The sequence below is a fragment of the Dyella sp. C9 genome, from assembly GCF_003332825.1.
Taxonomy (GTDB): Bacteria; Pseudomonadota; Gammaproteobacteria; order Xanthomonadales; family Rhodanobacteraceae; genus Dyella.
Genome location: NZ_QIRF01000006.1, coordinates 50,450 through 77,302 on the forward strand (window position 1 = coordinate 50,450; position 26,853 = coordinate 77,302).

The following is a 26,853-nucleotide window of genomic DNA, read 5'->3' on the forward strand; positions in this document are numbered from 1 at the left end:
GCCAGTGCGCGACCTTGCCTTCACAACCACCAGATTTGGTCGCACCAGCTTCGGAGACCTGGATTGGTGAACAGCCCCTCCCCGGCCCAAGCTAGTTTGCCGCAGTGAATTCAGACCGTCATGACATTTGTGGCGGGGCCTATCCCTCCAGAAAAGAAGCGTCGCCGCTCGATAAATACGGCTTGCCCGCGTCACTCAGTGGCTTGGCATGAAACGCGTAGGCACGCTATGGAGCGGAAATTCCCCGCGAGGGAATCGAAATCAAGGCTTCTTATTCTCAAGGTCGTTCGATTCACGAACTTCGCAGTAAAGGCTGCGACAAACCACCTTGAGGCTACAGACAGACATGGCGACACCTACTCATACGATTCGTTTTATTCGACTGCCTGAGGTCATTCGCACCTCTGGACTGTCACGTTCACAAATATATCGCCTGTGCTCGTCTGGTCGCTTTCCGCAATCGGTGAAGCTCGGCGAAGCAACCACTGCCTGGGTAGAGGCGGAGGTGCAGCGGTGGTGCGCTGCGCAGGTCGAAGTTGCTCGCAGCCGGGAGACGGCGGCATGACCTCGCAAATCATCGACGACCTGATCCTTCCCAATAATTGGCGCAAGCGCCTTCCCCGGCCGATGGACTATTACCCGGGCGAGTTGAAGGCACTCCGTCAAACCTATCCAGGCGGCATCGAGGGGCACTGCCCCTTCTGCGAAGATCGCCATCGCGCGTTAAAAGTAGATCTTCGCGGTACTCGAGGCCATTGGTGTTGCTTCGCTTGCGACCGGATGGGTGACATCGTGGACTTTCATCATCTTAAAACGGGCTTGAGCTACGAGCTTGCGGCACTCTCCCTGATGGAGATGCGCTGATGAGTGTGACTCTGTTGCTCAACCGACTCGCCAATGTTCGGCGCAGCCCTACTGGATGGCGCGCAAATTGTCCCAATGATCACACCAGTGCGACGAGCACTCTCGCCATTTCTGAATCGAGCGACGGTCGCATCCTTCTGCATTGCTTCGCCTGCCAGGACACCCAGGGGATTCTTAGTCGTCTAGGACTTGCCCTCGCTGATCTCTACCCAGAGCGTATGACGCTGGCTGCTTCTGGCAGCCGGGATGCTCGCGACGCATTTAAGCGGCATGCATGGAACATTGCTCTCGGCGTCCTTGGTCGTGAGGCAAAAATCGCTGCGCTGGCTGCTCGCGCCCTGGCGGATGGTGTCACCCTCAGCAACGCGGATGTTAGCCGCGTTGCCACCGCAGCTCAGCGGATCGACGCCGCACGGGAGGTACTCGCATGATTGAAGCGAACCATCCATTGCCCTCGACCATTCGCAATCTGGAAAATCGAGCAGCTTTTGAGCTTGCATGGCTCATGGATCAAGGCCGAGTTAGTTCTCATGGGAAACGCGGGGAACCAGGGGATCCCTCCTCACATCAGGCATTCAGTGCTTCCCAACGCCTCCCCAGGGGCCGCGTAGAGGTGGGGAAACACGGCAGTACCGGCCGATACGAGCTTGTCACCAGTGGAACAGATCGCGATCCCGGCGTGTACTGGATCGGCATTGACGATGATGGAGTGGACAAACAGCCCGAATGGATATGCGAGCCTTTGCTAGTACAGGCGAACACTCGCAACAACGTGGGCTCAGACTGGGGACGACTCTTGGTCTTTTCCGACCGTGATGGCCGAGAGCATCGCTGGGCCATGCCGATGTCGATGCTGGCGAGCGACGGCGCTGAGCTGCGTTCAGAACTATTGAGGCTTGGGTTAACCATCGACCCCGACACTCGCCGACGCCAGCATTTGAACCGATATATCCAAAAAATTGAGGCCGCCGAGACCGCTCTATGCGTTGCGCGTACTGGTTGGCACGGCAACGCATTTGTGTTGCCAGACAAAACCTATAACGCAGGGCCCGAGCCGGTGATCTATCAAGCAACATCGTTGGAAGGCATCGCCCTCGCCTCGGCAGGCACTTTGGATGATTGGCGGTCGCATGTAGCCAAACCGTGCGCAGGCAACAGCCGTCTCGTGCTCGCGATATCAGCAGGATTCGCTGGTCCTTGTCTGGGGTTGCTGGGCGTAGAAGGTGGTGGCCTGCATTTGCGAGGTGGTTCGAGCGTAGGTAAAACGACCGCACTCCAAGTCGCCGCATCACTTTTCGGCAAGCCTGAGTTTGTGCGCACCTGGCGGCAAACTGACAATGCTCTAGAGGGGGTGGCACCATTGCATTCAGATTTGCTTTTGATCCTCGACGAAATCGGACAGCTTGATCCTCGAAAGGCCGGCGAGGTCGCCTACATGCTTGGCAACGGACAAGGTAAAGGTCGCGCGAACCGGCGTGGAGATGCCAGGGCAGCAGCCCGTTGGCGGCTGCTGTTCCTGTCTTCCGGAGAGGTCAGTCTTAGCGATTTGATTGCGCAGGCTGGAGGCACGGTTCGAGCCGGTCAAGAGGTGCGCGTTATCGACATACCCGCGGACGCTGGCAAGGGGCTTGGCTTACTCGAACGGGTTCCGGGCGGGACTGCCCCGGGTGTTTTTGCGGACAAACTGAAGATGGCTGCCGCGACGCACTACGGCCACGCTCTACCGGCGTTCCTGGAAAAACTGCCCCAAGATACTCATGCGGCTCGCGAGCAGCTCCTTTCTATACGCGATGACATCGCACACCAGCTTGTTGGCGACATTGCTGATGGCCAGGTGCGTCGAGTCGCTCAACGATTTGGTCTCATTGCAGCGGCCGGCACTTTGGCGACGCAATTCGGGCTGACAGGGTGGGCGCGCGAGGAAGCCGAGAAAGCCACGCGAATCTGCTTTGATGCGTGGCTAGCTGCAAGGGGAACGAAAGGAAACGCAGAACCAATCGCCATGCTTAGGCAAGTAAAGGCATTTCTCGATACACATGGCGAATCACGCTTCACGCCGTGGTACGTCGATGAAAAGACACCACGCACAATCAATAAGGCAGGGTTTCGTAGGGATGCAGACGAAGGTCCCGAATATTTCGTGGAGGTGGAAGCCTTTCGGCGCGAGGTAACCAAGGGCTTCGACTACAAGGCGGTGGCATCCACACTTGCCGAGCACGGTGCCCTGCGCCTAGGCGGCGATGGCCGACTGGAAAGGAAAGTGCTCTTGCCGGATCGCCGAAACACTCGGGTGTACCAAATCAATTCCAAGCTCTGGGCGTTGGATCTGTAAGACCGAACACCAGTGTGGGTGTCATCACCCTACACTCCCCATGATTCAATCGTTGGGGAGCGGCCGGGGAATCGCAAACGGCTTCAGCCAGCGGTTCCCCAACATCCCTGCAATCCCCAATCATTGGCAACGATTGCGCATCGGCGGCATGCTGCTGACGCACTCGATAAATGGGTCCTTCCCGCGGCCGTACCCTCCGCGGGGACCAGGACGCCGCCGCGTTCCTCATGTGAGTGGCAGCAGGATTCTGGCTTTTCGTTTACCAAGCGAATTTCTTAAACCCGCACCAAACAAGGAAAATTTCGGCTCGCCAAAATAAAAACGAGTGAGCCCTTAGAGGGCTCGTCTGCGTCGCACCTAATATCTCGCATCACGCGTGAGGCGACGGTTTTACGAATCGCGACAACCGCCTGCATACTCGATCACCTGCCAACCTTGATCATCTGACAAAACTACACCGACGCGCTCGTTAGCCCCTGATTCGGATGGCTCTTTGCCATCTTTATAGATGGTCCTATAGGCGATTACGTATTCATCGCGTCCCGCTATTGCCTGTTTTGCGGGAAGAATAGTCATCTCGGAAGGAACGAGATCACGCTTCACTATGGGTAAACACTTGCTCAGTTGATCGCTCATCGCATCAATCGCTGCATGCTCAGTGATCAGAGCCCTCAGGCTATCGTCCTCCATGCGATAAGCTCCAGCGTAGTTTCCAGCATCGAGGGTTTTAAGAAATCGAGTAGCGAATTGCTCAGCCTTTTCTTTTGGATAAACAACCTTCTTCGGTGCGAGAAAATTTAGCTGAACACGCTTTTCTGCGGGTACGTTCTGCGACTTCTGAGTATCCTGCAGGTACTCCAAAAGCCGATCGAAAACAGCACGCTTGCAATCCTGCGTATCATGACGGACCCCTTGCAACTGCTCTCGAAGAGGACCCGCATACTTACCGCCGTTGAGGCCCGCGTTGCCGGCGACTTTTGCGTCTATCAACTTTCGAAAGAAGCTTCCTAGTGGGGCGTCAACTGCTACGGAAGCAGAACCTTCAACGTTCCAACCAGAGCTGGGAACATCACCGCAAATTTGCGTCGCGGTTTGACTCAATATCCCAAAGACGGCCGATGTTTCGTCAACTTGAGCTGGAACAGCAGCTGCCTGCGCCGCAAAAAAAAATGCAAGCGTCGCCACTACGCTTTTGCTAGAAAGCCGATTCATATTTTCCCCTGTTCTTTCCTAGGTGCTGCCCTACGCAGTTCCTACACCAATAGCCTAACGGTTTGTTCCTATAGCACTCAATCGCGGCATTAACTCATCGCCGCCCACGTTCTCCTGTGCGAATGACCGGTAAGTCATTGATGCATAAGTAATGAAATCTCCGTCTACATCCATTGATGCTGGCGAATGAAGCTCGCTTCTTGCCCGACCGATGGGTGACCGCGAAAATACCCGTGCCGGCCCTATCGCCGGTCAAACCGGCCAATTCGGATCGGCGGCACTGGGGGGCAAAACGATGGATGACGAGCAGCTTTTGGCTGCATTCTCAAGTTGGTGGGAAGACGCCAATACCGACAAGGACTACCCAAAGAAGCGTCCCATCCTTGCCCACTACACTTCGATTCAGACACTCGAAGCAATTGTTAAGGGCAATGAGCTTTGGCTATCAAACCCTCTCCTGATGAATGACACACAGGAGCTAAGGCACGGCCTTGACCTCGCCCGCTGGGCAATTCAAGAAAGCAAAGACCTCAAAGCTGTGTTTGGCGAGTCTGGCGCCAATCAACTACTGCAGGCCTTTCAGGCTGAGCACCACCGCTATGGGACCAAGCACGCCTTTGACACCTATATCGCATCGTTTTCGGAACATGGGGCGGAAGACGAGGATGGGCTGTTGTCGATGTGGCGCGGATACGGAGGCAACGGGAGCGGCGCCGCCCTCATATTCAAGACGACCGACTTAGAGCCGCCAGATCATCAATCACCGCTAATCCTGTCACGAGTCCATTACGGCACCGACGACGAGCGCCTTACTTGGACTAATTGCAAGCTCGAAGATTTCTGCCGTCTGTCAGTGAACGCCAATCTGACTAAAGGCCCCTTCGGCAAGCTCGGGGAGATCTTGTTCAATCGGTTCTTAGTCGCAGCACTTGTCTCTAAGCACAAAGGGTTTGAAGAAGAAAAGGAGTGGCGTGCGATCTATCTCACATACCTGGATACAACGCAGAGCTATTCCAATCGATTTCACTACTCCAACGGTCCTCGCGGCGTCGAACCAAAATTTCGACTTAGTTTCGGAAGTCACCCCGAGTTTGGGGGCGATCTAACGATGGAAATGCTGGTAACAAAAATTCTTCTCGGCCCAACCGCCGCAACTATGATCTCCATCGCTTCCGTCCAGCGCATGCTGGAGCTGCTCCAGCGGCCGGAATTGGCCAAACGCGTTCGAGCGTCCGGCATCCCCTATCGGGCCCAATAGGCAGCCGATCATTGCCTAAAAATGCCGTCGTCGAGCGCTGCGCCCGTCCGGCGCCATCAAGCACTAGCACCGCCTGTCTGTTGGTATATTTGATGGTATCTGTGACAGATGAACAAAGTATTCGTTACCAAATATAGATTTTCGAGTCCTATCACCGTACCACGTATCAAAAAAGCCCGCTTCAGGCGGGCTTTTTTGTGCCCGTACGTCACCACTCGCACCGACAGCAGATACGCGCACGGTCAACCAGGGTTTCGGGAAAGCGTTTCGAGGGAACGCTCTGTTCCGGATGGATCCGCGAACTGAGCATCCTGCGTGTGCACGCCATGCCGGAGGCCTACTGGATATGGCTTTGGTCATCGCGCATTGCCTTTGCAGTATCGGCCTGCCGCCGAACCTGGATGCCACAACAGGGCCCGGCCTCACCAGGCCGCCCAACCGCTGGATGCAAGTTCTCGTTGGGCTGGCAATCACGAGTTGAATTCTCTCGCCACTCAAGGCCATCCTTGGCGCCAACGACGACAACACCACCAAGAGGCATGCGCACAGAGCGATGTCACATCTGTCCCATCAAGCACTTGTCACGCGCTTTGCCTCGTTTGCCGGGCTATCGATCGCCGCCAACATGGGCGTCCAGCACCAGATGATTCTTCGCTATGACGGCGCGTACAGCCCTATCGTTGCCTTGGCGATGGGCACTCTGGCCGGGCTGATGCTGAAGTACACGCTCGACAAGCGGTACATCTTCCGTTACGAGACTCGCCACGCGGGACACGATGCGCTCACCTTCTTCGCTTACGCGAGCATGGGCATAGTCACCACCGCCATCTTCTGGACCGCCGAAATCCTCGGCGGGTACGTCACGAGCGGGGAAATGGGGCGCTATGCCGGCGGCACGCTTGGCCTGATCACCGGCTACGTCACCAAGTACTTCCTGGACAAGCGCTTTGTCTTTTCCAAGAAGCAACTCGTGAGGTTCTAATGCGTCCCATCCGTCTCGACATCCTTCCGCTGGTCGTCCCGTGCTTTTTCGCCGGCGCCCTCGGGGCCGGCCATATCACCTTGTGGGCCGGCCGATTCTCCGCAGCTCCCCTGGCTATCGTGTTCGTGGTGATCTTCGGCGCATTGATCGCCACGTGCCTGCGGTACGGCACTTCAAGCGCGCCGGGTCAGGGGCAGGCACTCCCCCTGCGCGTGCGCGATCACCTCCCTGGCCTCTTGCTTGGCGTGCTCTTGCCATTGGCACTACGCCTGCCGACCTTCCTCAATGCTCCCGCCGGGGGAGACGCGCTGGCCTATCATCTGCCCATGGCCGCGCAATGGGTGCAGCAAGGCAGCATGCTCGCGTCGGATGCCCGCTGCTGGTTCTATCCCGGCAACATGGAATTGCTGCTCGCCGAAATATTTGTCCTCACCCGACATGACACCTGGTGGGCACTCCTGGACGTCTTGTCGTGGCTCTGGCTATACGGTGCGCTGCATTCGCTGATGGCACGCATGTGTGACAAACGGACGGCGGGACTGGTCGTGGCGGCCATCATGCTCAGCCCGGTATTCGTCAACCAACTTGGGCAAGCCGGCAACGACCTGTTTCTCTCCGCAGCCATTCTCTCCGCCTTCGTCGCACTGCTGGCATATCTGGACAAGCCGTCCCTGCCTGGCTGGATCATCTGTGCCGGCTGGATATCGGTGGTGCTTGGCACCAAGTACGTCGGCCTGCCAGTCGCTGCAGTCCTGTGCGTGCCCTTGCTCTATTCGCTGTGGCAGCACAAGGATGTTCGGCGCCCCAAGCTGGCGATCGCCGCGGTGCCACTGGCGTTGCTGGGGGCAAGCTTCTATCTGCGCAATGCACTCTTGACCGGTAACCCGCTCTATCCCTCCGGAGTAAGCCTGCTCGGGCACTCCCTGTTGCCATGGGGCGATACAGGCCCGCTGGTGGCGGTGCTGAACACCGTCGTGCCCATGGAGATGCGAGCCACATCGTTTTTTGGCATGCCGCAACACCTTCATGCGCTGATGCTTGGATTGCGGGCCTGCTGGGAACACTATTTACTGCTCCCCGGCGTGGTGATGACTGTCCTGGCGACTTGGCTGTGCCGTGTAGTGAATCCTGCACTGCCGCGCGCTGCCGTATTGCCAGGCCGTGCCCAGGCCTGGCTTTGGGCCGTGGCGCTCGTGATCTTGGCCCTTTACTTCACCATGCCCTTCACCATCGAGAACATCCCTGGCACGGCGAACCAGATCAGCAACGGTGCCTCGTTGCGCCTTGCACAACCAGCCCTTGCGCTACTGGTGGCGGCAGCCATTGCATGCGCGCCCGTGTCGGCCGTGCCCGTCATCGCCGCCAGCGCACTGGCCTACGATGGCATCAACCTCATGATGCTGAATGCGCCGGCCATGATAGCGATCGAAGCCGCAGGCCTGCCTCTTCTGCTGGTGCTGGTGTGGACATTGGATTCGGGCCACGAGCGTGCCCGTGATTCAGTGGCATCCTTGTCCACGCAAGCCTTTGGCGTGGCAGCGGCATTGTTCGTTGCGGGCGCGCTGTGGCGAACCACATCCAATTGCCGCGAAGTTTGCAGCGCAAACATGTACACCTATGGCGGCAAGACCAAGGTCGCGCAATGGTTGCTGCAACCAGAACGTGCCGGATCGACCATCGCCGCCACAATGACGCTGCGCATTTATCCGCTTGTCGGGCATCGATTCCAGAATCGCGTGATAGCCCTCAACCCCACGCCAACGCCCAACGACATGAACCGGGCGATCGCGCAAGCACATGCCCGGTTCATCGTCATTTCACGCGAAACCGGCGATGTGCACAGTCCCACCTTCGGGGAGTGGCCCGATCCCTTGAGCTACTTACCCCGGCTTGAATCGCGGGGTTACCGGCTGGTATTCGACGACGGCTTCGCCAAGGTATTCGCCGGCCCTTGAGCCCCAGGGGCCTCGATTTTCGTTCCTGTCGGAACGACAGCCGACACGTGACGGCCGACGTGCCACTGCCCCTCTCCGCCTATCGCCGGCACCAGTTACTTCACCTCAATGATGAGCCACTCGCCGCCGCAGCGAGCGGCGAGTGCCTTTGCTGACCACAGAGCCTCGCACCCTCACCAGCGCGAACAGCGGCGTCGACAGCAGCATGACGATGAAAGCCTGCCGATCGAGTTGGGCCGATTGGCCCAGTACCACACCCACGCAATAGGCACAGGCCAGCAGGCCAACCACCACCAGGAAGCGCTGCTTGATCGGCGTCAACCCGATGGTGCGATTGAGGCGCCACATGGAAACCACCGAATAGATGTAGGGCAACGCCATCAGCACGACGGTGGCGCTGGTGATGGTGGCGAACTGTGTCGCGACATTGGGCGAGGTGGTCAGCGCCAGCAATATCGTCATCAAGACGCCGGTGACGACGAGGTTGCGCGCCGGCATGCCGTGCTCGTTGGTGACGGCGAAGCTGGTGGCGAACATGCCGTCCTGCGCGGCCGCCTGGGCTGATTGCGCGACGATCAATATCCACCCCACCAGGGCTCCTGCCGCCTTGAGGATGGCTGCGAGGGAAATGGCCACTGCAGCCCACTTGCCCAGCATGACGCGCGCGGCATCGGCGAACGGTGCGCCGGAGCCACGCAGTTCCTCGTTGGGGAGCAAGCCCATCATCACCGTGCAGCACACCACGTAGATCAGGGTGGAGATGACCAGGCCGATGACCGTAGCCAACGGAACGTTGCGCTTGGGATTGTCGATGACGCCAGCCGACACCGCGGCACTCTCAACGCCGAGGAACGCCCATAGCGCGATCGAGGCGCTGCGGTCGATCGCCGACAGCAAGGGCAGGTTGCCGGGATTCCAGCCGGCCAGGAACAGCTCCGGCTTGAACCAGAGCCAGCCGAGCACCCCGACGAAGGCAATCGGCAGGATGCCGGCCACGGTGCTTATCGTCGTGAAGTGCCCCACTACATTGGCTCCACGCGTATTGAGCCAGATGAACAGCCAGATGATTCCCGCGGTACAGGCGTTGGCGAACCAGGGGGTCTTCAACACCGGGAAAAACACGGCCAGGTATCCGGTCACCGATACGGCGATCGCCACATTGCCGATGACGTTGGCGCCCCAGTAGAGGAAATTGGTCTGGAACGCCGCGAACGGTCCCATGTGGTCGCGCGCGTAGGCATAGGGACCACCCGCCTGAGGCTCGACCATGCCAAGATGGGCAAACACCAGTCCAAGGGCGCTGGCCCCGATGGCCGCAGCGATCCAGCCCAGCAGCGAGATGCTGCCAATGTTCGCCAGGCTGGAGGGCAACAGGAACAGGCCTGTGCCGACCATGTTGGCAACCACCAGCGAGGATGCCCCAAGCAGCCCCATTTTCTTGACGGGTTCCAATGCCATGGCAGATCCTCGGTGATCAACGCAGGGCCAGGCTCTGTGGCCTGCGGCCGATCAAGGATTGAGGTCGTAGCGCAGCGTGGTCTGCACGCGCTGACCCTGTCCGCGCATGTCGATCAACGAGATGTTCTGGCCCCACAGATATTCGATGCCCAGCATGGCGCGCTGGCTGAACTGCCAGGCCAGATTGAGCGAGGCGAACTTGGTGCTCTTGGGCAATTCGTCGCGATCCAGAATCATGTTGCCGGACGGACTGATGCGCAGGTAACCCCAGGATGCGCTGGAACTGAGCGTGTCGGTCCAGCCATGGGTATAACCCACGCCCCAGCCGCGGGCACGGATCGCGCGAAGGATGCCGTTGTCGGTGAAAGCCGCATCCAGGCCCAGCCCCGAGATGTCCTGCAGGAAATTGGCATAGCCGTGGCCATTGCTGTACCAGCCCTGCGCGCTGTCGCGGTCGAACAGCTTGGTGCTGCCGGTCAGCTGGGTGGCAAACGCCTTGGTGCGCTGGGTCTGTCCTGTCGCCGAGTCCTGCATGCCAAGGTCGCGGAACAGATTGGACCACTGGATATGCCAATCAGGCGTCTCCCAGCGCACGCCCGCCGTGAAGTCGGCCAGGCGCGAATAGGGCTCGTAATCGCCGATGGGCGTGATATCCGCATTCGGCTTTTCCATCGAAAGCGGCAGGGTCAGCGTGTTGTCGCCCCACTTGTACAGGATGGGAATGAAGCGAATCTGCGGCCCGTACTTGAAATTGAACGAGTTGGGGCCTTCGTAGTCGAGCGTATTCGGGAACACGTCGATGTCGGTGAACGCAGAGATGTTGTATCCCGCCAACAAGGTGAAGCGCTCGTTGTCCAGTTCGCCGTAGAAGTACTGCAGGTTGTACGGCATGTCGCCAGTGCCACTGCCGAAGAAGTTGTTCTTGTAGACCACCTTCAACGTGCCGTAGTCGGTATCGCGACGGAAGTCCATGCGGAAAATGCTCTGCCGCGCGCTCAGGTTGGTGTTCCACCCGCTGCCATAGAACGGCTGGCCGCGCACCGGAATCGATGACGGCACGAACAGATCCTTGGACCCCATGTAGGTGTTGTCGATCATGGTGTCCAGCTGCGCCACCAGATCCAGCTTCAGCAGGTTGCCGGTATCGCCTAGCCTTACATAGCCTTCGGGCAGAGGTTCGCCAACGCCGGCAGGTGCTGACGGCGGCCGATACGCCGCAGGCTGCCCTGATGACGGCACGGTGGCCGAGGAAATCAACGGCGCCGGTGCCTGTTGCGTTGTCTGCACGGGAATCGGAGCGGCGGACTTGGCGGCAGCGGTGGCATTCTCCTGCGAGGACTCTTTTGCCTCCAGTTCGTCCAGGCGCTGCTGCATCTTCTGCATGACCTGTTGCTGCGCCTGCATCTGTTGGCGCATCTGCGCGATCTGCGCCTTCAGGTCATCGTTGGAATCCGTGCTCTGCGCCCACGCCGGCTGCACGTGTACTGCGGCCAATGCCACGCATCCCACCAGCATGGAACCGATGGCATGCCCGCCCTTGTTCGATGAGGCACGTGCGCGAAGCCATTGCCGCATGAAGACACTCCTTTATCGAACATTGACGGTCAGCGTGGCGTTCAACGGATGCGCGATCCGCCAGTAGCGTTCCTGCAGCGATAAAACCCCCACGGGCAACCGCGCTTCCGCGCGGCGCGAGCCGCGTGCTGCAACACGGGAACGAGTGTCACGCAGAGACAAGGGCCGCCTCCAGGCAGCCACCTCCCTGAATCGATTAGAGCCGAGAAATTGTGGAAGTGCCGTGAATCCAGGCGTTTTCGGGCGAAGGACGAGCTGCGCGCAGACGTCCCGGTCGACAGACGATCGCCACGTCCTTCATGGATTGGACGGCGCGCACTTCGGATGCATGCAAGGAGATGGCCCTGGCGGGCCAGACTGCATCACGTCGACGGAGGATCGCGTTGTTCCTCTTTCTCGAAGCGAACGATCAGTGTATCGAGCCATGCCAGTTGCCGCACGATCGCTTCACGCTGCGCGACCGGCTCCGCCTCGTCGGCGAGTTCGATGCCAACCAGGCGCAGCGCGCCGCGCAGGCGATGAAGTACGTCGCGCTGCGCCTGTTGGTCGCCACTGCTTACCGCACGGTCGAAGAGCAGGAGATCCTGACGACAGGATGTGCTCAGGCCACCCAGTATCCGCAAGGCCTCGCTGCGTGAGCCAAAGGCATCCTGCAGCACATGCAGGCCTGGATGATCGTCTTCACCAGGCGTGCCAACTTCCGCTCCCACCGCCTGTCCGGCTCTTTCGAGACACTGGGACAACATGGCCTCGAGGGTGGCCAGCCGCACGGGCTTGGCGAGGAATTCGTCCATGCCCGCCTGATGGCATCGCAGCACTTCCTCGGGCAAGGCACTGGCCGACAGGGCGACGATGGGCAGGTGCCGGTCACCGCCCTCCTCCAACTCGCGTATGCGGCGCGCCAATGCGTAGCCGTCAAGCACAGGCATGTGGCAGTCGGTGATCAGCAGGTCGTAGTGCGACCCGGCAAGCGCCCTCATCGCTTCCTCGCCATTGTCGACCATCGTGTACGGATAACCGAGGCGCTCCAGCTGGCGTCCGATCACGGCGCGATTGATCGGATGGTCCTCGGCCACCAGGATACGCCGGGCGTGCCTCATGGAGGCCGGTGCCGCTGATGCAGCGTACTCGGGCAAGGCAAGTCCGAGCGCCGAATGACATGCTTCAATCATCGAGTGCCACGTCAACGGATAGCCACTCAACCACACCAGGCTTCCCTCCACGCGAACGCCGCGAGCATCGGCTGCGCTTGTCAGGCGTATGACGCGGCCCGCCGCGGGCAACGGACCGGGACCGACGAGATCCTCATCAGCCAGGCACAGGTCGATGTCACCGTCGACATAATCGGCAAGGTCCCTCACGTCGGCCCCGACGACGGACATGCCCAGCGCGGACAACGCATTGGACAGCTCGCGCTCGAGCATGATGTCGCCGGTGCACAGCAAGGCGGATTTGCCGACCAGCGCGGTGGGAGCACGACTTGCCTGCGCGACCGGCAGCACCACCTCGAACACTGCACGCGTACCGAAGCCAGCGGCGCTGGCCAGGCGAACCTCGCCCCCCATCAGCTGCGCGAGCCGGCGGCAGATGCTGAGACCCAACCCGGTACCGCCGAAACGACGGGAGGTCGATGGCTCCGCCTGCACAAAAGGCTGAAACAGGTGCTCGAGCTGTTCGTCGGAGATGCCGGTACCGGTATCCGTGATGGTAAAGCGGAGTCGCTGCCCCTCGCCGATCTCGCCCATCAACTCGACATGCAGCTCCACATAACCCTTGGCGGTGAACTTCAGGGCATTGCTCAGCAGGTTCGTGACGATCTGCCGCACGCGATTCATGTCGCCGCGATGCATGGCCGCCAGGCGCCAGTCCAGCGTGCCGTAGAGCCGCACGCCCTTCGCCTGTGCGACGGCCGAGAACAAGCCCAGCGCACCATCGATCAGCGCGTGCAGGTCGAAGGCCTGGTCCTCCAGCCGCATGCGACCGGCTTCGATGCGCGAGAAGTCGAGGATGTCGTCGAGGATCTGCAACAAGGCACAGGAGGAGTCGTGCACCAACTCCAGCATGTGGCGCTGCTCGCGATCGAGTGCTGTCCTGCCAAGCAGTTCGACCAGGCTGAGTGCGCCGGCCATCGGCGTGCGTATCTCATGGCTCATCATGGCCAGGAAGGCGCTCTTGGCTGCCACAGCCGCTTCGGCGGTGGCCTTCGCTTCGACGAGGGCCTCTGCCTGTTCCTTTTCCAGCGTAATGTCCGTGACGTAGATGCTGCACGTGACGATGTCGTCCGGATCGACCCTCGGCTGGCCGAACGAGGCACGCAGCCAACGCTCTCCCGCACTGGTGCGCGACCGGAATTCGACGCTCCTCACCGCCCCCTTCTCGCGCAGGTCCCGGATCGCCTGCTGCACGATGACCCTGTCCTCGTCGGGGATGACATCGTAGGGGCGCATGCGCCCTTGCAACAGCGCTTCGTGGCTGATGCCGAACATGACCTCCGTAGGACCGCTGACGTAGTCGAAGCTGCTGCCGCCATCAGGCGTGTAATGGACACGCAGCACCACGCCGGGCAGGCTTTCGTTGGTGTCGATGAGGCGCTGCTCGGACGCCAGTGCCCGCGCCTCCGTCTCGCGCAGGTCGGTCACGTCGACCAGCGTTCCGAGCAGTCCCGGCTCCTGGGTCGCCGATGGCACGAAGCGGTGCAGCCACAACAGGACATCACGCGCCCCTTCTCCGACCCCCGCCGTGGCTACCTTGAGATCGCGCCGGACGTCTTCGCCATGCTTGAGCACATCCAGGTCACCCTGGTGGAGCGCGGCCGCATCCACACCACCGATATGCCGTGTCTCCAACAGGCTGCGCCCCAGCAGATCGCCACGCTTGCACTCAAACGCGGTTTCGTAGGCCTGGTTCACGGCGACGTAACGGCCGTTGGCATCCTTGACGAACACCGGATAGGGAATGGTCTCCAGCAATGCCTGCTGGAAACGCAACTGCGCGTCGAGCTTCGATTCCGCCACGCGCTGCGCGCGTAGCGCCCGGCGAAGGTGCGAATAGGCGAAACCGATCAGGCTGACGATCGCGAGTGTCGCCGCCAGCCCCGCCAGCACCCAGGTAGCCGGCACTCCATAGTGATACTGGATGGTCAGCCAACGACTTCGGATAGCCTGGCGCTGACCATCGGTGATCCCGGCCAGCGTGCGGTCGATCCAAGGCATCATGCGCTCGTAACGACTGGCCAGGGCCACGGTAAAATCCTGATCCAGGCCGGCCGGACCGACGACCCGCAGCGTCGCCGCATAACGGTCGCGAATCAGCGGATCGATGGCTGGCAAGGTACCGATGTACGCATCCGCTCGACCGGACGCGACGTCTTCCAGACCTTCGTCATTGCTGCCAACCGGCAACAGGTGGCTACGCGGCAGCAACATGCGCAGACGCGGCAGCAGCCCGGCCTCCTCACGCACGGCCACCACGTGACCGGAGAGGTCCTCGGGTCCCGCGATCGCCGGCCCGCGGGTACGCGCCACGATCACCTCGGGGAAGTGTTCATAGGTGCGACTGAACAGCATGTCCTTGGAGGAAAAGTCGTCTGGCATCGCCGCGGCGACCATGTCGACCTCGCCCGAACGCACCATGCGCTGCAGGGCTGACCAGTTGCTCGCCGGCACCAGCTGCACGCGAAAACCCAACTCCTTCTGCAGGATCGTGACGTAGTCCGCCGCAAGACCATCGAAATGCCCACGTGAGTCGAGGAAGCTGTAGGGAGGGCGATCGGTCTCGAAACCCAGTCGCAGCGGCGCCAGCCCACGTAGCCAATCCCGCTCCTGCACACTGAGGCCTGGTGCCAGGGTCGGTGCCTCACCCGCGGACAGCAGGCCCCAACGCGAACGGAGTCGGGTCATCTCCTCGACCGAGACCGCTGCCTCGGCCTTGCGCAACAACACCAGCTCCATCGTCCGGCCATGCGGAACGGCCAGCGCCACGGCAACGGGAGGAAGATCCAGCGGCGCGAGCACGACCAGATCGTCGCTGTTGCGCATCTGAAGCAGCATTTGGGTACGCGACGCCGTCGTTCCGATGTAGGCGTCGGCACGCCCTGTCGCGACCATGTCCATGGCCTGTCGGCCATCGTCCGCGAAAAACAGGGTCGCATCGGGGAAGCGCTCGCGCAGCAGGTCGATCACATGGTGGTAGCTGCGCTCGATGACGATCCGGGCGTGCGCAAGATCGCGTTCGGCTCGAATCTGCTCATCCCCTTTCCGGGCAACCAGGAATAGGGCGCCGCCACCGTAGGGCTTGAGGAACTCAAATCGCGCCGCATGCTCATTGTTGACGGAGACCGCGAGCAGCAGGTCGTAGGGATCCACGCCCCCGGCACTGCCAGCGAGCACGGCGTCCAGGTCGGAGTACGGATGGAAGGACAGCTGCAGACCGACGCGACTGGCCAACAAGCGCGCGTAGTCCACGGCAAAGCCTTCGGGCCGGCCTGCTGACCAGCCCTCCGCCGGCAGATGATCGCCCGTGAATACGCCTACCTGCAAAACCGGGTGGAGTTCCCGCCAGGCCTCCTCTTCCGGGGTGAGCTGAACGGTCGGAGTCGCCGCGCTGGTGTCGGCCGAAGCCGAGCTGGCTTGTGCGGGGTGATCCGGTCCCGCGGCAGCCCAGCCATTGCCCGTCGCGAGGCCGGCAAGCCATGCCACCACCAGGCAGCCGATCAATCGCCAGATGCGAAAGCGCCGCTGCGCCGCATTGACGAAGGTCAAAGTAAAGTATTTTCCCGTATCTGGAGTCATGCAGACACCCATGCATCCCGTCCATCCGGTCGAACGCTCAGCTTAGATGGCCCGTTACGCGCCTTACTATGAGAATCGTCTGAAGGTATCCCGCTTCGCAGTAGGGTTTTCACCCATCCGCTTGCCATGCCAAATCCGTTAACCTAGAAATTACTCCCTTCCGAGCCGTCATTCGTGACTCTACGCATCATCCTCGCAGACGATCATCCGATTGTTCGCAGTGGCGTGCGTGCGCTCCTGGAGAATCACGCGGATGCCAGCGTGGTAGCCGAAGTGGGCTCGCCCATGGAGCTGATCGGCGCGATCGAACAGCTTTCGTGCGATCTCGTCATCACCGACTTCAGCATGCCTACCGGCCTGCTCGCCGATGGCCTGCAGATGCTCGGCATGATTCGCCGCCGTTGGCCCGAGCTGCCGGTGATCGTGCTCACCATGGTTGGCAACGCGGGCGTACTGGGTGCCATCCGTGCCACGGGCGTTCGCGGCCTGCTCAGCAAGTCTGACGCACTCAACGAACTGACGCTGGCCGTTCAGGCCGTGACGCACGAACGCGAATACCTCAGCAGCGCAGTGCGCAAGGCCCTGGAACACACGCAGAACACCGGGTTGGCAGGCAATCCTCCAACGCTGTCCAAACGCGAGACGGAGGTGCTGCGCCTGTTCGCGTCCGGCCTGACCGTGTCGGAAATCGCCGCCCAACTGAATCGCAGCGTCAAGACCATCAGCCGGCAAAAGATGGACGCCATGGCCAAGCTTGGCCTACGCACGGACCTGGACGTCTACGCGTATGCGCGCGAGCATGGATTGGTGAACTGACGCCAAGCTGCGTCACGAGCGGCCATGGATGTCACTTGGCCGTATGGGCCGATGCCCCGCGCAAGGCGTGCGGGCGGCTAGTGACGCAGCGACCACGATGGGGCGGCCATCACGCCACACGCCACGCTTGGCCAAGGCATCGGCTCGAGCCACGGATCGGCCTGGATCTCCCGGGCGAAGCTAGCACCCTGCTCCAGCGCTCCCGCGACCGCTTCGTCCCGGTTTGCGAAGGCACCATCGGTCTGGCCTGTGGTCAACGGCTCCCACTGGCAACGATCCATGCCTTGCGAGCGATACAACACCCAGCGACCGATCCATGCCATGCAGCCATCCTGCGGCACTTCCGTAGCCTCGGCATCCAACAGGTAAATACCTACGAGCACAGCCATCGAGAACTCCCTTTCCGGACCAGCGCGCACGAATCCTTCGCACCGGCCCAGGGGCGGTGCGCCTGTGTTCGAGTGGCCAAGGGGGGATGGGGAGCCACGAACATGGCGAAGGCTAAGCCAAGCCCAGCGGATGCCAAACGTGGCAAAGGTCATGGTATCTGTCGTGACAATCAATGCTGCGGCGCAGCACCTTGGCCGCGTGCGCAGGTGAAGATGTCGTGCGTGCCAGATTCTGTTTCCTGCAGCAAAACCCTCACCGAACTCGACGCGGCCGGCATCGCTGCCATCTTCACCCGGAACGCGGGGTGCGCATCGCGGACACTCGAGACTTGCTCCATCCGGCCGATATCTTCCACTTGGCCCCTGCCAGCCATGGAGGGGCGGCCATCCATCGCGTGTTCCTCAACCCCTGAGCCCCACGCCGGCCGCCCCTCCACCTCCTCGACGGAGCCCTGCCCTCCCGTCGCGAGCGGAAAGACAAGCCCCAGCCACAGCGTCCACCCCGGGCCCCTCTCCCGACCACTGGGGCTGGCGCGCTCGGGGGCGGCGCTGCGATCTCACCGGGTTTCCTCAGTCGATCGCGGACCGCCGTGCCAAATGCATGACGAACAGGACGGCGGCACCGTTGGCCAGTATCTGAAGCAGCATGTCGATTTCCCGCCCTCACGATGCCTGGCCGCCTGGCCGGCAGAAGGCCGCAGGCAAGTATGGTTTCAGTCTCAATGAAGTGACGCGGCTCCCTGGCCTGGCGTACAGGCGCGCGTCCAGCGCAATCAGGGGAGCCAGGAGCCCGCATCGCTGCGGTTCAACGGCAGGCACGAACCGATGACCTGGACACTGCCGGCGGCGGCGGACGTGCGGTCTGCGAACCTTGCCTGGCTATTGTGGGTGGTCACCGGCAGAAACTGCGCAAGCGCCCATCATGACGGGCAGCGGTGACCACATGGTGACAACCCAAAGCCCATGACCCTCATCAAGAAGGCTTGCTCGGGTGCGGAGTTTGCGGGCGTTTCGTTGGCTTCTGGCGACGCGCCTCAGCGCAGGCCATGGCGTGGCCAAGCCCTTGAAATGGTGCCCCCGATACGATTCGAACGTACGACCTGTCCCTTAGGAGGGGACCGCTCTATCCAACTGAGCTACGGGGGCAACGCCGCGAATTCTGGCATGGATTGGCCCCCAGCGCGATCCGGTTGGAGGGCCCTGCTAGAATGGTGGTTTTCATCCCGGCGCGTCCCCGCGCCACGGTCCGGAGTCAAGCATGTCGCACGAAATCCTCACCGCACTCGGTCTCGGCGCTTCCCAGTCGGGCACGTACCTTGGCAATGGCGAGTGGTCCAAGACCACCGATGCCGGCACGCTGCAGCCGATCAACCCGGCGACCGGCGAGGTGATCGCCTCGGTGTACGCATCCAGCGCCGCCGACTACGACATCATCGTCAAGCGCGCCCAGGAAGCATTCAAGGTCTGGCGCACCACGCCGGCCCCGCGTCGCGGCGAAGCCGTGCGCCTGTGCGGCGAAGCGTTGCGCAAGCACAAGGACGCGCTCGGTTCGCTGGTGGCGCTGGAAATGGGCAAGATCAAGCCCGAGGGCGACGGCGAAGTGCAGGAGATGATCGACATCGCCGATTTCGCAGTGGGCCAGAGCCGCATGCTGTACGGCTACACCATGCATTCGGAGCGCCCGGGCCACCGCATGTACGAGCAGTACCAGTCGCTGGGCCTGGTCGGCATCATCAGCGCGTTCAACTTCCCGGTGGCGGTGTGGGCGTGGAATTCGTTCCTGGCGGCCATCTGCGGCGATATCTGCATCTGGAAGCCGTCGCCGAAGACCCCGCTGTCGGCCATCGCCTCGATGAAGATCTGCAACGAGGCGCTAAACGCTGCCGGCTTCCCGGACATCTTCTTCCTGTTCAACGATGCCGGCACCGAGTTGTCGCAGCAGTTCGTGGATGATCACCGCATTCCGCTGATCAGCTTCACCGGCTCGACCAAGGTCGGCCGTCACGTGGGCGAGCGCGTCGCCAAGCGCATGGGCCGTTCGCTACTGGAACTGGGCGGCAACAACGCCATCATCCTCGACGAAAGCGCCGACCTGAAGCTGGCCATCCCGGCCATCGTGTTCGGTGCCGTGGGTACCGCCGGCCAGCGCTGCACCACCACGCGCCGCCTGTTCGTGCACGAGTCGATCATCGACGACGTGACCGACAAGCTGGTCACCGCGTACAAGCAGGTCGAGGGCAAGATCGGCGATCCGACCCTGGCCACCACCCTGATGGGCCCGCTCAACAGCAAGGAAGCCGTACAGGCTTACCTCGCCGCGGTGGAGAAGGCCAAGGCCACCGGCGGCACGGTGCGCACCGGCGGCGCGGCGCTCAGCGACCGCCCCGGCAACTTTGTGCTGCCGACCATCGTCACCGGCGTGAAGAACAGCGACGAAGTGGTCCAGACCGAAACCTTTGCCCCGATCCTCTACGTGATGCCGTTCAAGACGCTCGACGAGGCGATCGAGCTGCAGAACAGCGTGCCGCAGGGCCTGTCCTCGGCGATCTTCACGCAGAACCTCAAGTCGGCAGAGCAGTATCTGTCGGCAGCCGGTTCGGACTGCGGCATCGCGCACGTCAACATCGGCACCTCGGGTGCGGAGATCGGCGGCGCGTTCGGTGGCGAGAAGGAAACCGGCGGCGGCCGCGAGGCGGGCTCGGATGCATGGAAGGTCTACATGCGCCGCCAGACCAACACCATCAACTACTCCAATTCACTGCCGCTGGCCCAGGGCATCAAGTTCGACCTGTAAGCCAGACCCGGCGACCGCCCTGTGGGGGTCGCCAACCCTCCACTGCTGCGCAGGACGTGCACCGCGATGAGCTATCCGCCCTCCACCTACCGCAGCGCCACCACCAGCACACTGGCGGTCGTGAGCCTGCTGTTCGGCATCGGCTGCTGGTTCGTGTTGCCGGTGATCGGTGCGATCGTGGCGGTGGTGTGCGGCCATCTGGCGCGCGGTGAAATCCGCCGTGCCACCCCGGGCAGCGTGGAAGGCGATGGCCTGGCGCTCACCGGCCTGATCCTGGGTTACACGCACCTGGCGCTGTTCGTTCTGGCGGTCGTGCTGGTCTTCAGCTTCATCGCGCTCGGCTTGAGCCTGGGCGTGCACTTCCTGCACTGGTCCTGGTAATGAGCGTTTCCTCGCCCTCCCCGTTCGATTTCCGTGGCTACCGCGTGGTCGTCGCGGGCGGCAGCAAGGGCATCGGGCGGAGCATGGCGCTGGCCTTCGCGCAGGCGGGCGCGTCGGTGTCGGTGTGCGCGCGGGGCGAGCAGGCCCTGGACGAAGTACGCCACGCCATCGCGGCCCAGGGCGTCACTGCGCATACGCGAAGCTGCGACCTGGCCGATGGCGAGGCCATCGAAGCCTATGTGCACGAAGCCGCGGAAGTACTCGGCGGCATCGACGTGCTGGTCAACAACGCCAGCGGCTACGGCTTCGAGGATACCGACGAGGGCTGGCTGGCCGGCTTCAATGTCGACCTGATGGCGGCCGTGCGCGCATCCCGGCACGCGCTGCCCCACCTGTCCGCGTCCTCGCGCGGCAGCATCCTGCATATCTCCTCGATCGCGGCGTTCCACCCCGGCGTGCGCGGGCCGGCCTATGCCGCCATCAAGGCTGCGCTGAGCCAGTACACCACCTCGCAGGCGCTGGCACTGGCGGAGCAGCGCGTCCGCGTGAACGCGATCGCACCCGGCTCCATCGAGTTTCCCGAGGGGCTTTGGGATCGCCGCAAGACCGAGGCTCCGGAACTGTACCGGCGCACGCTCGCCAAGATTCCGTTCGGCCGCTTTGGCCGCCCGGAGGAAATCGCCCATGCGGCCCTGTTCCTCGCCTCGCCGTTTGCCGGCTGGATCACCGGACAGACCCTGTGCGTGGACGGCGGCCAGCTGCTGACCGGATGACGCCATGACCGACCTCAAGCCCACCGAACGATTCAGCGACCGCGTTGCCGACTACGTGCGCTACCGCCCCGACTATCCGGTGGCGATGCTGGAATGGCTGCAGCGTACCCACGGGGTGAATCCGCACTGGTGGGTGGCCGACGTCGGCGCGGGTACCGGCATTTCCAGCAAGCTGTTCCTCGATGGCGGCTACCGCGTGATCGCGGTCGAACCCAATGAGCCGATGCGGCAGGCCGCCGAGCAATGGCTGGGCGACAACGAACGCTTCCGCGTCATCGACGGACGGGCCACGGCCACCGGCCTGGACGATCGCAGCGTCGACCTGATCACCGTGGCGCAAGCCTTCCACTGGTTCGACCAGGAATCGACGCGCGAGGAGTTCAAGCGCATCCTGCGGCCGAACGGACGCGTGGCCATCATCTGGAACTCGCGCCGACTGGTGGGCACGCCGTTCCTGGAGGGCTACGAGGCCCTGCTCAAGGCATACGGCACGGACTACACCAGCGTCGCCGAGCGCTATGGCGACGAGGCCGACATGCAGCGCTGGTTCGGCGCGGGCTACCTCGGCAAGGGCCGCTTCGACCATGGCCAGTTGCTCGACTTCGATGCGCTGCGCGGCCGCCTGATGTCCTCCTCGTATGCGCCCCGCGCAGGCCATCCTTCGCACGAGCCGATGCTGCACGCATTGCGTACCCTGTTCGAGAGCTGCCAGGTCGATGGCCGGATCAGCTTCGACTACGACACCGTCATCTACGTGGGCAAGATGTCCTGACTATGTACGACCTGATCCGCCCCTTGCTGTTCGCACTCGACGCTGAAACGGCCCATCGCCTGACGCTGTACGGCCTGGGCGTTGCCCACCGCAGCAACTTCATCCAATGGGTGGCCAGGCCGCCTGCCGAACTGCCCACGCAGGCGTTCGGCATCCGCTTTCCCAACCCGGTGGGCCTCGCCGCCGGCATGGACAAGAACGCCGACCACCTCGATGCGCTGGGTGCGCTCGGCTTCGGTTTCGTGGAAGTGGGCACCACCACCCCGCGGCCCCAGCCGGGCAACGACAAGCCGCGCATGTTCCGCCTGCCCCGCCACGAGGCAGTGATCAACCGCCTGGGCTTCAACAACGCCGGCGTGGACGCGCTGGTGCGCAACGTGCAGCAGTCGAGCTACCGCGGCGTGCTTGGCATCAACATCGGCAAGAACAAGGACACGCCCAACGAAAAGGCGGTGGACGATTACCTGCTCTGCCTGGAGCGTGTGTATCCACTGGCCAGCTACATCACGGTGAACATCTCCTCGCCGAACACGCAGGGCCTGCGAGACCTGCAGGAAGAGGCCACGCTGCGCCGTTTCATCGAAACCCTGCGCGAGGCGCAGGAGCGGCTTGGCTCGCAGAGCGGCACCCGCAAGCCGATGCTGCTGAAGATCGCCCCCGACCTTGGCGAAGCGGAGCTCGACGCCATCGCCGAAGTGCTGCTGGCCGCCAGGGTGGACGGCGTGATCTGCACCAACACCACCATCGACCACTCCGCCGTGGCCGATGACCCTCACGGCAACGAGACCGGCGGCCTGTCCGGCAAGCCCTTGTTCGAGCGTTCCACCGCCGTGCTGCGTGGCATGCGCCGGCGCGTGGGCAATCGCCTGGACATCATTGGCGTAGGCGGCATCCTGGAAGGCGGCGATGCCGCCACCAAGATCGACGCCGGCGCCTCGCTGGTGCAGATCTATTCCGGCATGGTCTACCGCGGCCCGGCGCTGATCGCCGAATGCGTCAACGAGATCCGTCGCCAGCGCGAGGCCGGTCATGGCGGCTGAACGCATCGACATGGGTGGCTACACGCTGATCGAAAACGCACCGCTGGCCAACCGCAACACCTTGCGCGTGCAGGCACGCGCAAGGCTGCTGGCCGAAGTGCATGACGCCTCCCGCCTCACCGAGCTGCTCGACTTCCCCGCCGTGCGGCAAGGTCGAATGCTGGTGCTCGGCGAGGGCAGCAACATGCTGTTCACCGGTGACTTCGACGGCACCGTACTGGCCATGGCCACGCGCGGCGTGCAGGTGGAACAGGATGGCGAAGTGGCACGCATCGCGGTGGCCGCCGGCGAGCGCTGGGACGACTTCGTGCGCTGGACCCTGGGCCAGGGCTTTGCGGGCCTGGAAAACCTGATCCTGATTCCCGGCACGGTCGGTGCCGCGCCGATCCAGAATATCGGCGCCTACGGCACCGAGGTGGCCGAGTTCATCGAGAGCGTGGAGGCCTGGGACACGCAGGAGCACCGCGTGGCCGTGCTCGACCGGGCAGCCTGTGCCTTTGCCTATCGCGACTCGGTGTTCAAGCGCCAGCCCGGTCGCTACATCGTTACCGCCGTGCGCTTCGCACTGCCGCGCTCACGCGAGCTGCGCCTCGACTACGCGGGCATCCGCGAGGAGCTGGCGCGCATGGGCGTGGCCAAGCCAGCGCCGTTCCACGTCGCCGAAGCGGTGGTGCACCTGCGTACGAAGAAACTCCCCGACCCGGCCGTGATCGGCAATGCCGGCAGCTTCTTCAAGAACCCCATCGTCGATGCCGCCACCGGAGAAGCGCTCAAGCGCGAGCATCCGGAGCTGGTGTCCTGGTTGGGCAACGACGGGCGCTGGAAGCTGTCCGCGGCGTGGCTGATCGAGACCGCCGGCTTCAAGGGCCAGCGCAAAGGCGACGCCGGCATCTCCAACCGTCACGCGCTGGTGCTGGTGAACCATGGCCGGGCCAGCGGCGCGGAGCTGTGGGCGTTTGCGCAGCACGTGATCGAAGGCGTGCACACGCGCTTTGGCGTACGCCTGGAGCCGGAACCGGTGGTCGTCGGCGGTTGAGATCACGCCCACTGCAGGAGCGCACCCTGTGCGCGATCACCACGCCCGTTTGTTCGACGGGGCCTGACAGCCCTCAACCCATGCCGCAACCACCGCATGGCGATGCATTGACATAGCGGGACCGTCACGCACAGGCTGCGCGCCTACATAAGCAGCGCCATGAGGCCATCCCGGCGCGGACCGGGATGACCTTGAGAGGTGCTCACGCGCCCTGCGGCCTGTGCTCCAGGTTCGGCAGGAAGGCGGTGATGATGCCGATCAGCGGCAGGTAGGCGCACAGTCCGTAGACATACTCGATGCCACGCGCATCGGCGATGTGGCCGAGCACGGCGGCGCCAATGCCACCCATGCCGAAGGCGAAACCGAAGAACAGCCCCGAGATCATGCCCACGCGGCCGGGAATCAGCTCCTGCGCGTAGACCAGGATGGCCGAGAACGCCGACGACAGGATCAGTCCGATGATCACCGTCAGCACGCCGGTCCAGAACAGGTCCGCATGCGGCAGCAGCAGCGTGAACGGCGCCACGCCCAGGATCGATGCCCAGATCACCCACTTGCGCCCGATGCGGTCGCCGATCGGGCCACCGATCAGCGAACCCGCCGCCACGGCAAACAGGAACACGAACAGGTGGGTCTGTGCGTTGGGCACGGACACGCCGAACTTGTGGATCAGGTAGAAGGTGTAATAGCTGCTGAGGCTGGCCAGGTAGAAGTACTTGGAAAAGATAAGCACGCCCAGGATCAGCACCGACCACGCCACCTTGGCACGGCTCAGCGGCACCAGCGATGCGTGCCGCGGCCTGGCCTTGCCGCGCACCGCATGATGATCGCGATACCAGCGACTCACCTGCAGCAGCACCACCATGGCCAGCAATGCGGCCAGCGAGAACCAGGCCACGCTGCCCCGGCCGTGCGGCACGATGATCCAGGCCGCCAGCAGCGGCCCCAGCGAGGCACCGGCATTGCCGCCCACCTGGAACAGCGACTGCGCCAGGCCATGACGGCCCCCCGAGGCCATGCGCGCCACGCGCGAGGACTCCGGATGGAACACCGAGGAACCTGTCCCCACCAGCGCCGCGGCAATCAGCAGCACCGTGAAGTTCGGCGCAGTGGCCAGCAGCAGCAGGCCGCACAGGGTGAAGCCCATGCCCACCGGCAGCGAGTAAGGCATCGGCTTCTTGTCGGTGATCATGCCCACCGCCGGCTGCAGCAGCGAAGCGGTGAGCTGGTAAGTCAGCGTGATCAGGCCGATCTGCGCGAAGCTGAGATTGAAGCCGCTCTTGAGGATCGGGTAGATCGCCAGGATCAACGACTGGATCATGTCGTTGAGCAGGTGGGAAAAGCTGATCGCACCGAGGATGCGGAAGTCGGTACCGGACTCGGCGTGGGCGGTCGCCGCCGGCATGGGAACGTCTTGGACGCGGGTCTGCATGGGGACTCTAAGGTTCGTGGGTTGCGGCATGGCGTCGCGGGTTGCTGCGCCAGGGTGGTCACCTTAAAGTGAACGGGTCCGGCCCGCACATATCATCGGGTCAATTTCTATCGAATTTGGGCCAAAACCGTGCGGAATACCCGCGCCGACGCTTATGAAGGCACGCCCCGGGACGTCGTGGCCACCGGCAACGAATACCCGCCCCACTACGTGCTGCCCTCGCATTCGCACCGCCGTGGCCAGTTGCTGTACGCCTCCACCGGGGTGCTGACCACGATCACCAGCGAGGGCAGCTGGGTGGTGCCGCCCCGCCGCGCGCTGTGGATACCGCCCGGGATCAGCCACGAGGTGCACATGGGCGGCCCGGTGGCCACCCGCAGCGCCTACGTCACGCCCGAGGCGGCACGCAGCGCCGGCCTTCCCGCACACTGCCAAGTGATCGCGGTCTCGCCCCTGCTGCACGAATTGCTGCACGAAGCGGTGGACCTTCCCGCCGAGTACGACCTCGACGGCCGCGACGGCCGGGTCATGGCGCTGCTGCTGGCCGAGATCGCGCGCATGCCGCCGCTGCCGCTGAGCGCGCCGCTACCGCATGACAAGCGATTGGCGGCGCTATGCCGCGCCCTGCTCAAGCAGCCATCGCAGGAGGTGGGTATCGACGAGATGGCGCGTCAGGCCGGCATGAGCCGCCGCCACTTCACCCGCACGTTCCGCGAGGAAACCGGGATGAGCTTTTCGGCGTGGCGCCAGCAGGCCTGCCTGCTCTCCGCGTTGACCCGACTGGGCAATGGTGAATCGATCACCCAGGTCGCGGTGGACCTGGGCTACGGAAATCCGAGTGCGTTTACCGCGGCGTTCCGGCGCGTGCTCGGCGTCGCGCCAAGCCGCTACCTGGCGCTGTCCTGAGCCTTTTAACCGGTGACGCAAGCCTCTGCGAACGAGGTGAAGAACAGCATCACAATGTCATGACGCAAACGCCGGCATTGTCACGAAG

22 protein-coding genes and 1 tRNA gene are annotated in these 26,853 nt (G+C 62.7%); 15 read left to right on the plus strand and 8 right to left on the minus strand.

The features are described from left to right. The first annotated feature begins 346 nt into the window (after positions 1-346). The 4 genes from DVU99_RS09920 to DVU99_RS09935 are packed head-to-tail and all read left to right on the plus strand — an operon-like array spanning position 347 to position 3,196. A complete protein-coding gene (locus tag DVU99_RS09920; protein ID WP_114240053.1) occupies positions 347-565 on the plus strand; it encodes an AlpA family transcriptional regulator in 219 nt (72 codons plus the stop codon). Beyond that, on the plus strand, positions 562-864 hold the full coding sequence (locus tag DVU99_RS09925; RefSeq protein ID WP_114240054.1) for a CHC2 zinc finger domain-containing protein: 303 nt from the start codon (positions 562-564) through the stop codon (positions 862-864). The genes DVU99_RS09920 and DVU99_RS09925 overlap by 4 nt, the downstream gene beginning before the upstream one ends. Continuing rightward, entirely contained in the window at positions 864-1,295 is a 432-nt protein-coding gene (locus tag DVU99_RS19730; protein WP_157971395.1) for a DNA primase, read from the plus strand. The genes DVU99_RS09925 and DVU99_RS19730 overlap by 1 nt, the downstream gene beginning before the upstream one ends. Further along, positions 1,292-3,196 (plus strand): DUF927 domain-containing protein, encoded by a 1,905-nt coding sequence (locus tag DVU99_RS09935; RefSeq protein WP_232823540.1) that lies wholly within the window; start codon positions 1,292-1,294, stop codon positions 3,194-3,196. The genes DVU99_RS19730 and DVU99_RS09935 overlap by 4 nt, the downstream gene beginning before the upstream one ends. Before the next feature lie 390 nt (positions 3,197-3,586). Here DVU99_RS09935 and DVU99_RS19735 read toward each other — a convergent pair whose 3' ends face one another. After that, on the minus strand, positions 3,587-4,408 hold the full coding sequence (locus DVU99_RS19735; protein WP_157971396.1) for a hypothetical protein: 822 nt from the start codon (positions 4,406-4,408) through the stop codon (positions 3,587-3,589). Between the two features lie 211 nt (positions 4,409-4,619). On the opposite strand from DVU99_RS19735, the gene DVU99_RS09945 reads away from it, so the two are divergent. From DVU99_RS09945 to DVU99_RS09955, 3 genes are all read left to right on the plus strand, one after another. Next, positions 4,620-5,666 carry a DUF2971 domain-containing protein gene (locus tag DVU99_RS09945; protein WP_114240058.1) on the plus strand — a complete coding sequence of 349 codons (1,047 nt, stop codon included), beginning with the start codon at positions 4,620-4,622 and terminating at the stop codon, positions 5,664-5,666. Between the two features lie 553 nt (positions 5,667-6,219). Further along, positions 6,220-6,648: a GtrA family protein gene (locus DVU99_RS09950; protein ID WP_114240059.1), complete on the plus strand. Its 429-nt coding sequence runs from the start codon at positions 6,220-6,222 to the stop codon at positions 6,646-6,648. Beyond that, positions 6,648-8,603, plus strand: a complete 1,956-nt coding sequence (locus tag DVU99_RS09955; RefSeq protein ID WP_114240060.1) for a hypothetical protein — start codon at positions 6,648-6,650, stop codon at positions 8,601-8,603. The genes DVU99_RS09950 and DVU99_RS09955 overlap by 1 nt, the downstream gene beginning before the upstream one ends. 105 nt (positions 8,604-8,708) lie before the next feature. Here DVU99_RS09955 and DVU99_RS09960 read toward each other — a convergent pair whose 3' ends face one another. The 3 genes from DVU99_RS09960 to DVU99_RS09970 all read right to left on the minus strand — a co-directional run bounded on the left by DVU99_RS09960 (position 8,709) and on the right by DVU99_RS09970 (position 16,426). Then, the gene (locus DVU99_RS09960; RefSeq protein WP_114240061.1) at positions 8,709-10,061 is read right to left on the minus strand and encodes an amino acid permease; all 1,353 of its coding nucleotides are present in this window, start codon (positions 10,059-10,061) and stop codon (positions 8,709-8,711) included. Between the two features lie 51 nt (positions 10,062-10,112). Next, positions 10,113-11,636 (minus strand): DcaP family trimeric outer membrane transporter, encoded by a 1,524-nt coding sequence (locus DVU99_RS09965; protein WP_114240062.1) that lies wholly within the window; start codon positions 11,634-11,636, stop codon positions 10,113-10,115. A 362-nt stretch (positions 11,637-11,998) separates the two neighbouring features. Further along, the gene (locus DVU99_RS09970; protein ID WP_198670258.1) at positions 11,999-16,426 is read right to left on the minus strand and encodes a transporter substrate-binding domain-containing protein; all 4,428 of its coding nucleotides are present in this window, start codon (positions 16,424-16,426) and stop codon (positions 11,999-12,001) included. A gap of 174 nt (positions 16,427-16,600) precedes the next feature. Here DVU99_RS09970 and DVU99_RS09975 point away from each other — a divergent pair, with 174 nt between their 5' ends. Then, positions 16,601-17,242: a response regulator transcription factor gene (locus tag DVU99_RS09975; RefSeq protein WP_114240064.1), complete on the plus strand. Its 642-nt coding sequence runs from the start codon at positions 16,601-16,603 to the stop codon at positions 17,240-17,242. Positions 17,243-17,319: 77 nt separating this feature from the next. Here the strand turns inward: DVU99_RS09975 and DVU99_RS09980 are convergent, their stop codons facing one another. The 3 genes from DVU99_RS09980 to DVU99_RS09990 form a co-directional block, all read right to left on the minus strand. Continuing rightward, on the minus strand, positions 17,320-17,631 hold the full coding sequence (locus DVU99_RS09980; protein WP_114240065.1) for a hypothetical protein: 312 nt from the start codon (positions 17,629-17,631) through the stop codon (positions 17,320-17,322). Between the two features lie 170 nt (positions 17,632-17,801). Then, a complete protein-coding gene (locus DVU99_RS09985; RefSeq protein WP_114240066.1) occupies positions 17,802-18,023 on the minus strand; it encodes a hypothetical protein in 222 nt (73 codons plus the stop codon). Positions 18,024-18,700: 677 nt separating this feature from the next. Then, positions 18,701-18,777, minus strand: a tRNA-Arg gene (locus DVU99_RS09990). Positions 18,778-18,889: 112 nt separating this feature from the next. Here DVU99_RS09990 and DVU99_RS09995 point away from each other — a divergent pair. From DVU99_RS09995 to murB, 6 genes are all read left to right on the plus strand, one after another. Beyond that, on the plus strand, positions 18,890-20,425 hold the full coding sequence (locus DVU99_RS09995) for an aldehyde dehydrogenase family protein (RefSeq protein WP_114240067.1): 1,536 nt from the start codon (positions 18,890-18,892) through the stop codon (positions 20,423-20,425). 66 nt (positions 20,426-20,491) lie between these two features. Next, the gene (locus DVU99_RS10000) at positions 20,492-20,806 is read left to right on the plus strand and encodes a DUF4190 domain-containing protein (protein ID WP_114240068.1); all 315 of its coding nucleotides are present in this window, start codon (positions 20,492-20,494) and stop codon (positions 20,804-20,806) included. Beyond that, entirely contained in the window at positions 20,806-21,579 is a 774-nt protein-coding gene (locus DVU99_RS10005) for an SDR family NAD(P)-dependent oxidoreductase (RefSeq protein ID WP_114240069.1), read from the plus strand. The genes DVU99_RS10000 and DVU99_RS10005 overlap by 1 nt, the downstream gene beginning before the upstream one ends. 4 nt (positions 21,580-21,583) lie before the next feature. Next, positions 21,584-22,351 carry a class I SAM-dependent methyltransferase gene (locus DVU99_RS10010; RefSeq protein ID WP_114240070.1) on the plus strand — a complete coding sequence of 256 codons (768 nt, stop codon included), beginning with the start codon at positions 21,584-21,586 and terminating at the stop codon, positions 22,349-22,351. A gap of 2 nt (positions 22,352-22,353) precedes the next feature. Then, positions 22,354-23,391: a quinone-dependent dihydroorotate dehydrogenase gene (locus DVU99_RS10015; RefSeq protein WP_114240071.1), complete on the plus strand. Its 1,038-nt coding sequence runs from the start codon at positions 22,354-22,356 to the stop codon at positions 23,389-23,391. A gap of 10 nt (positions 23,392-23,401) precedes the next feature. Further along, the gene (gene murB / locus DVU99_RS10020) at positions 23,402-24,427 is read left to right on the plus strand and encodes a UDP-N-acetylmuramate dehydrogenase (protein ID WP_114240150.1); all 1,026 of its coding nucleotides are present in this window, start codon (positions 23,402-23,404) and stop codon (positions 24,425-24,427) included. A 202-nt stretch (positions 24,428-24,629) separates the two neighbouring features. Here the strand turns inward: murB and DVU99_RS10025 are convergent, their stop codons facing one another. Further along, the gene (locus tag DVU99_RS10025) at positions 24,630-25,859 is read right to left on the minus strand and encodes an MFS transporter (RefSeq protein ID WP_114240072.1); all 1,230 of its coding nucleotides are present in this window, start codon (positions 25,857-25,859) and stop codon (positions 24,630-24,632) included. 129 nt (positions 25,860-25,988) lie between these two features. Here DVU99_RS10025 and DVU99_RS10030 point away from each other — a divergent pair, with 129 nt between their 5' ends. Beyond that, complete coding sequence (locus DVU99_RS10030; RefSeq protein ID WP_114240073.1) at positions 25,989-26,765, plus strand: helix-turn-helix domain-containing protein; 777 nt, start codon at positions 25,989-25,991, stop codon at positions 26,763-26,765. Positions 26,766-26,853: the final 88 nt, after the last annotated feature.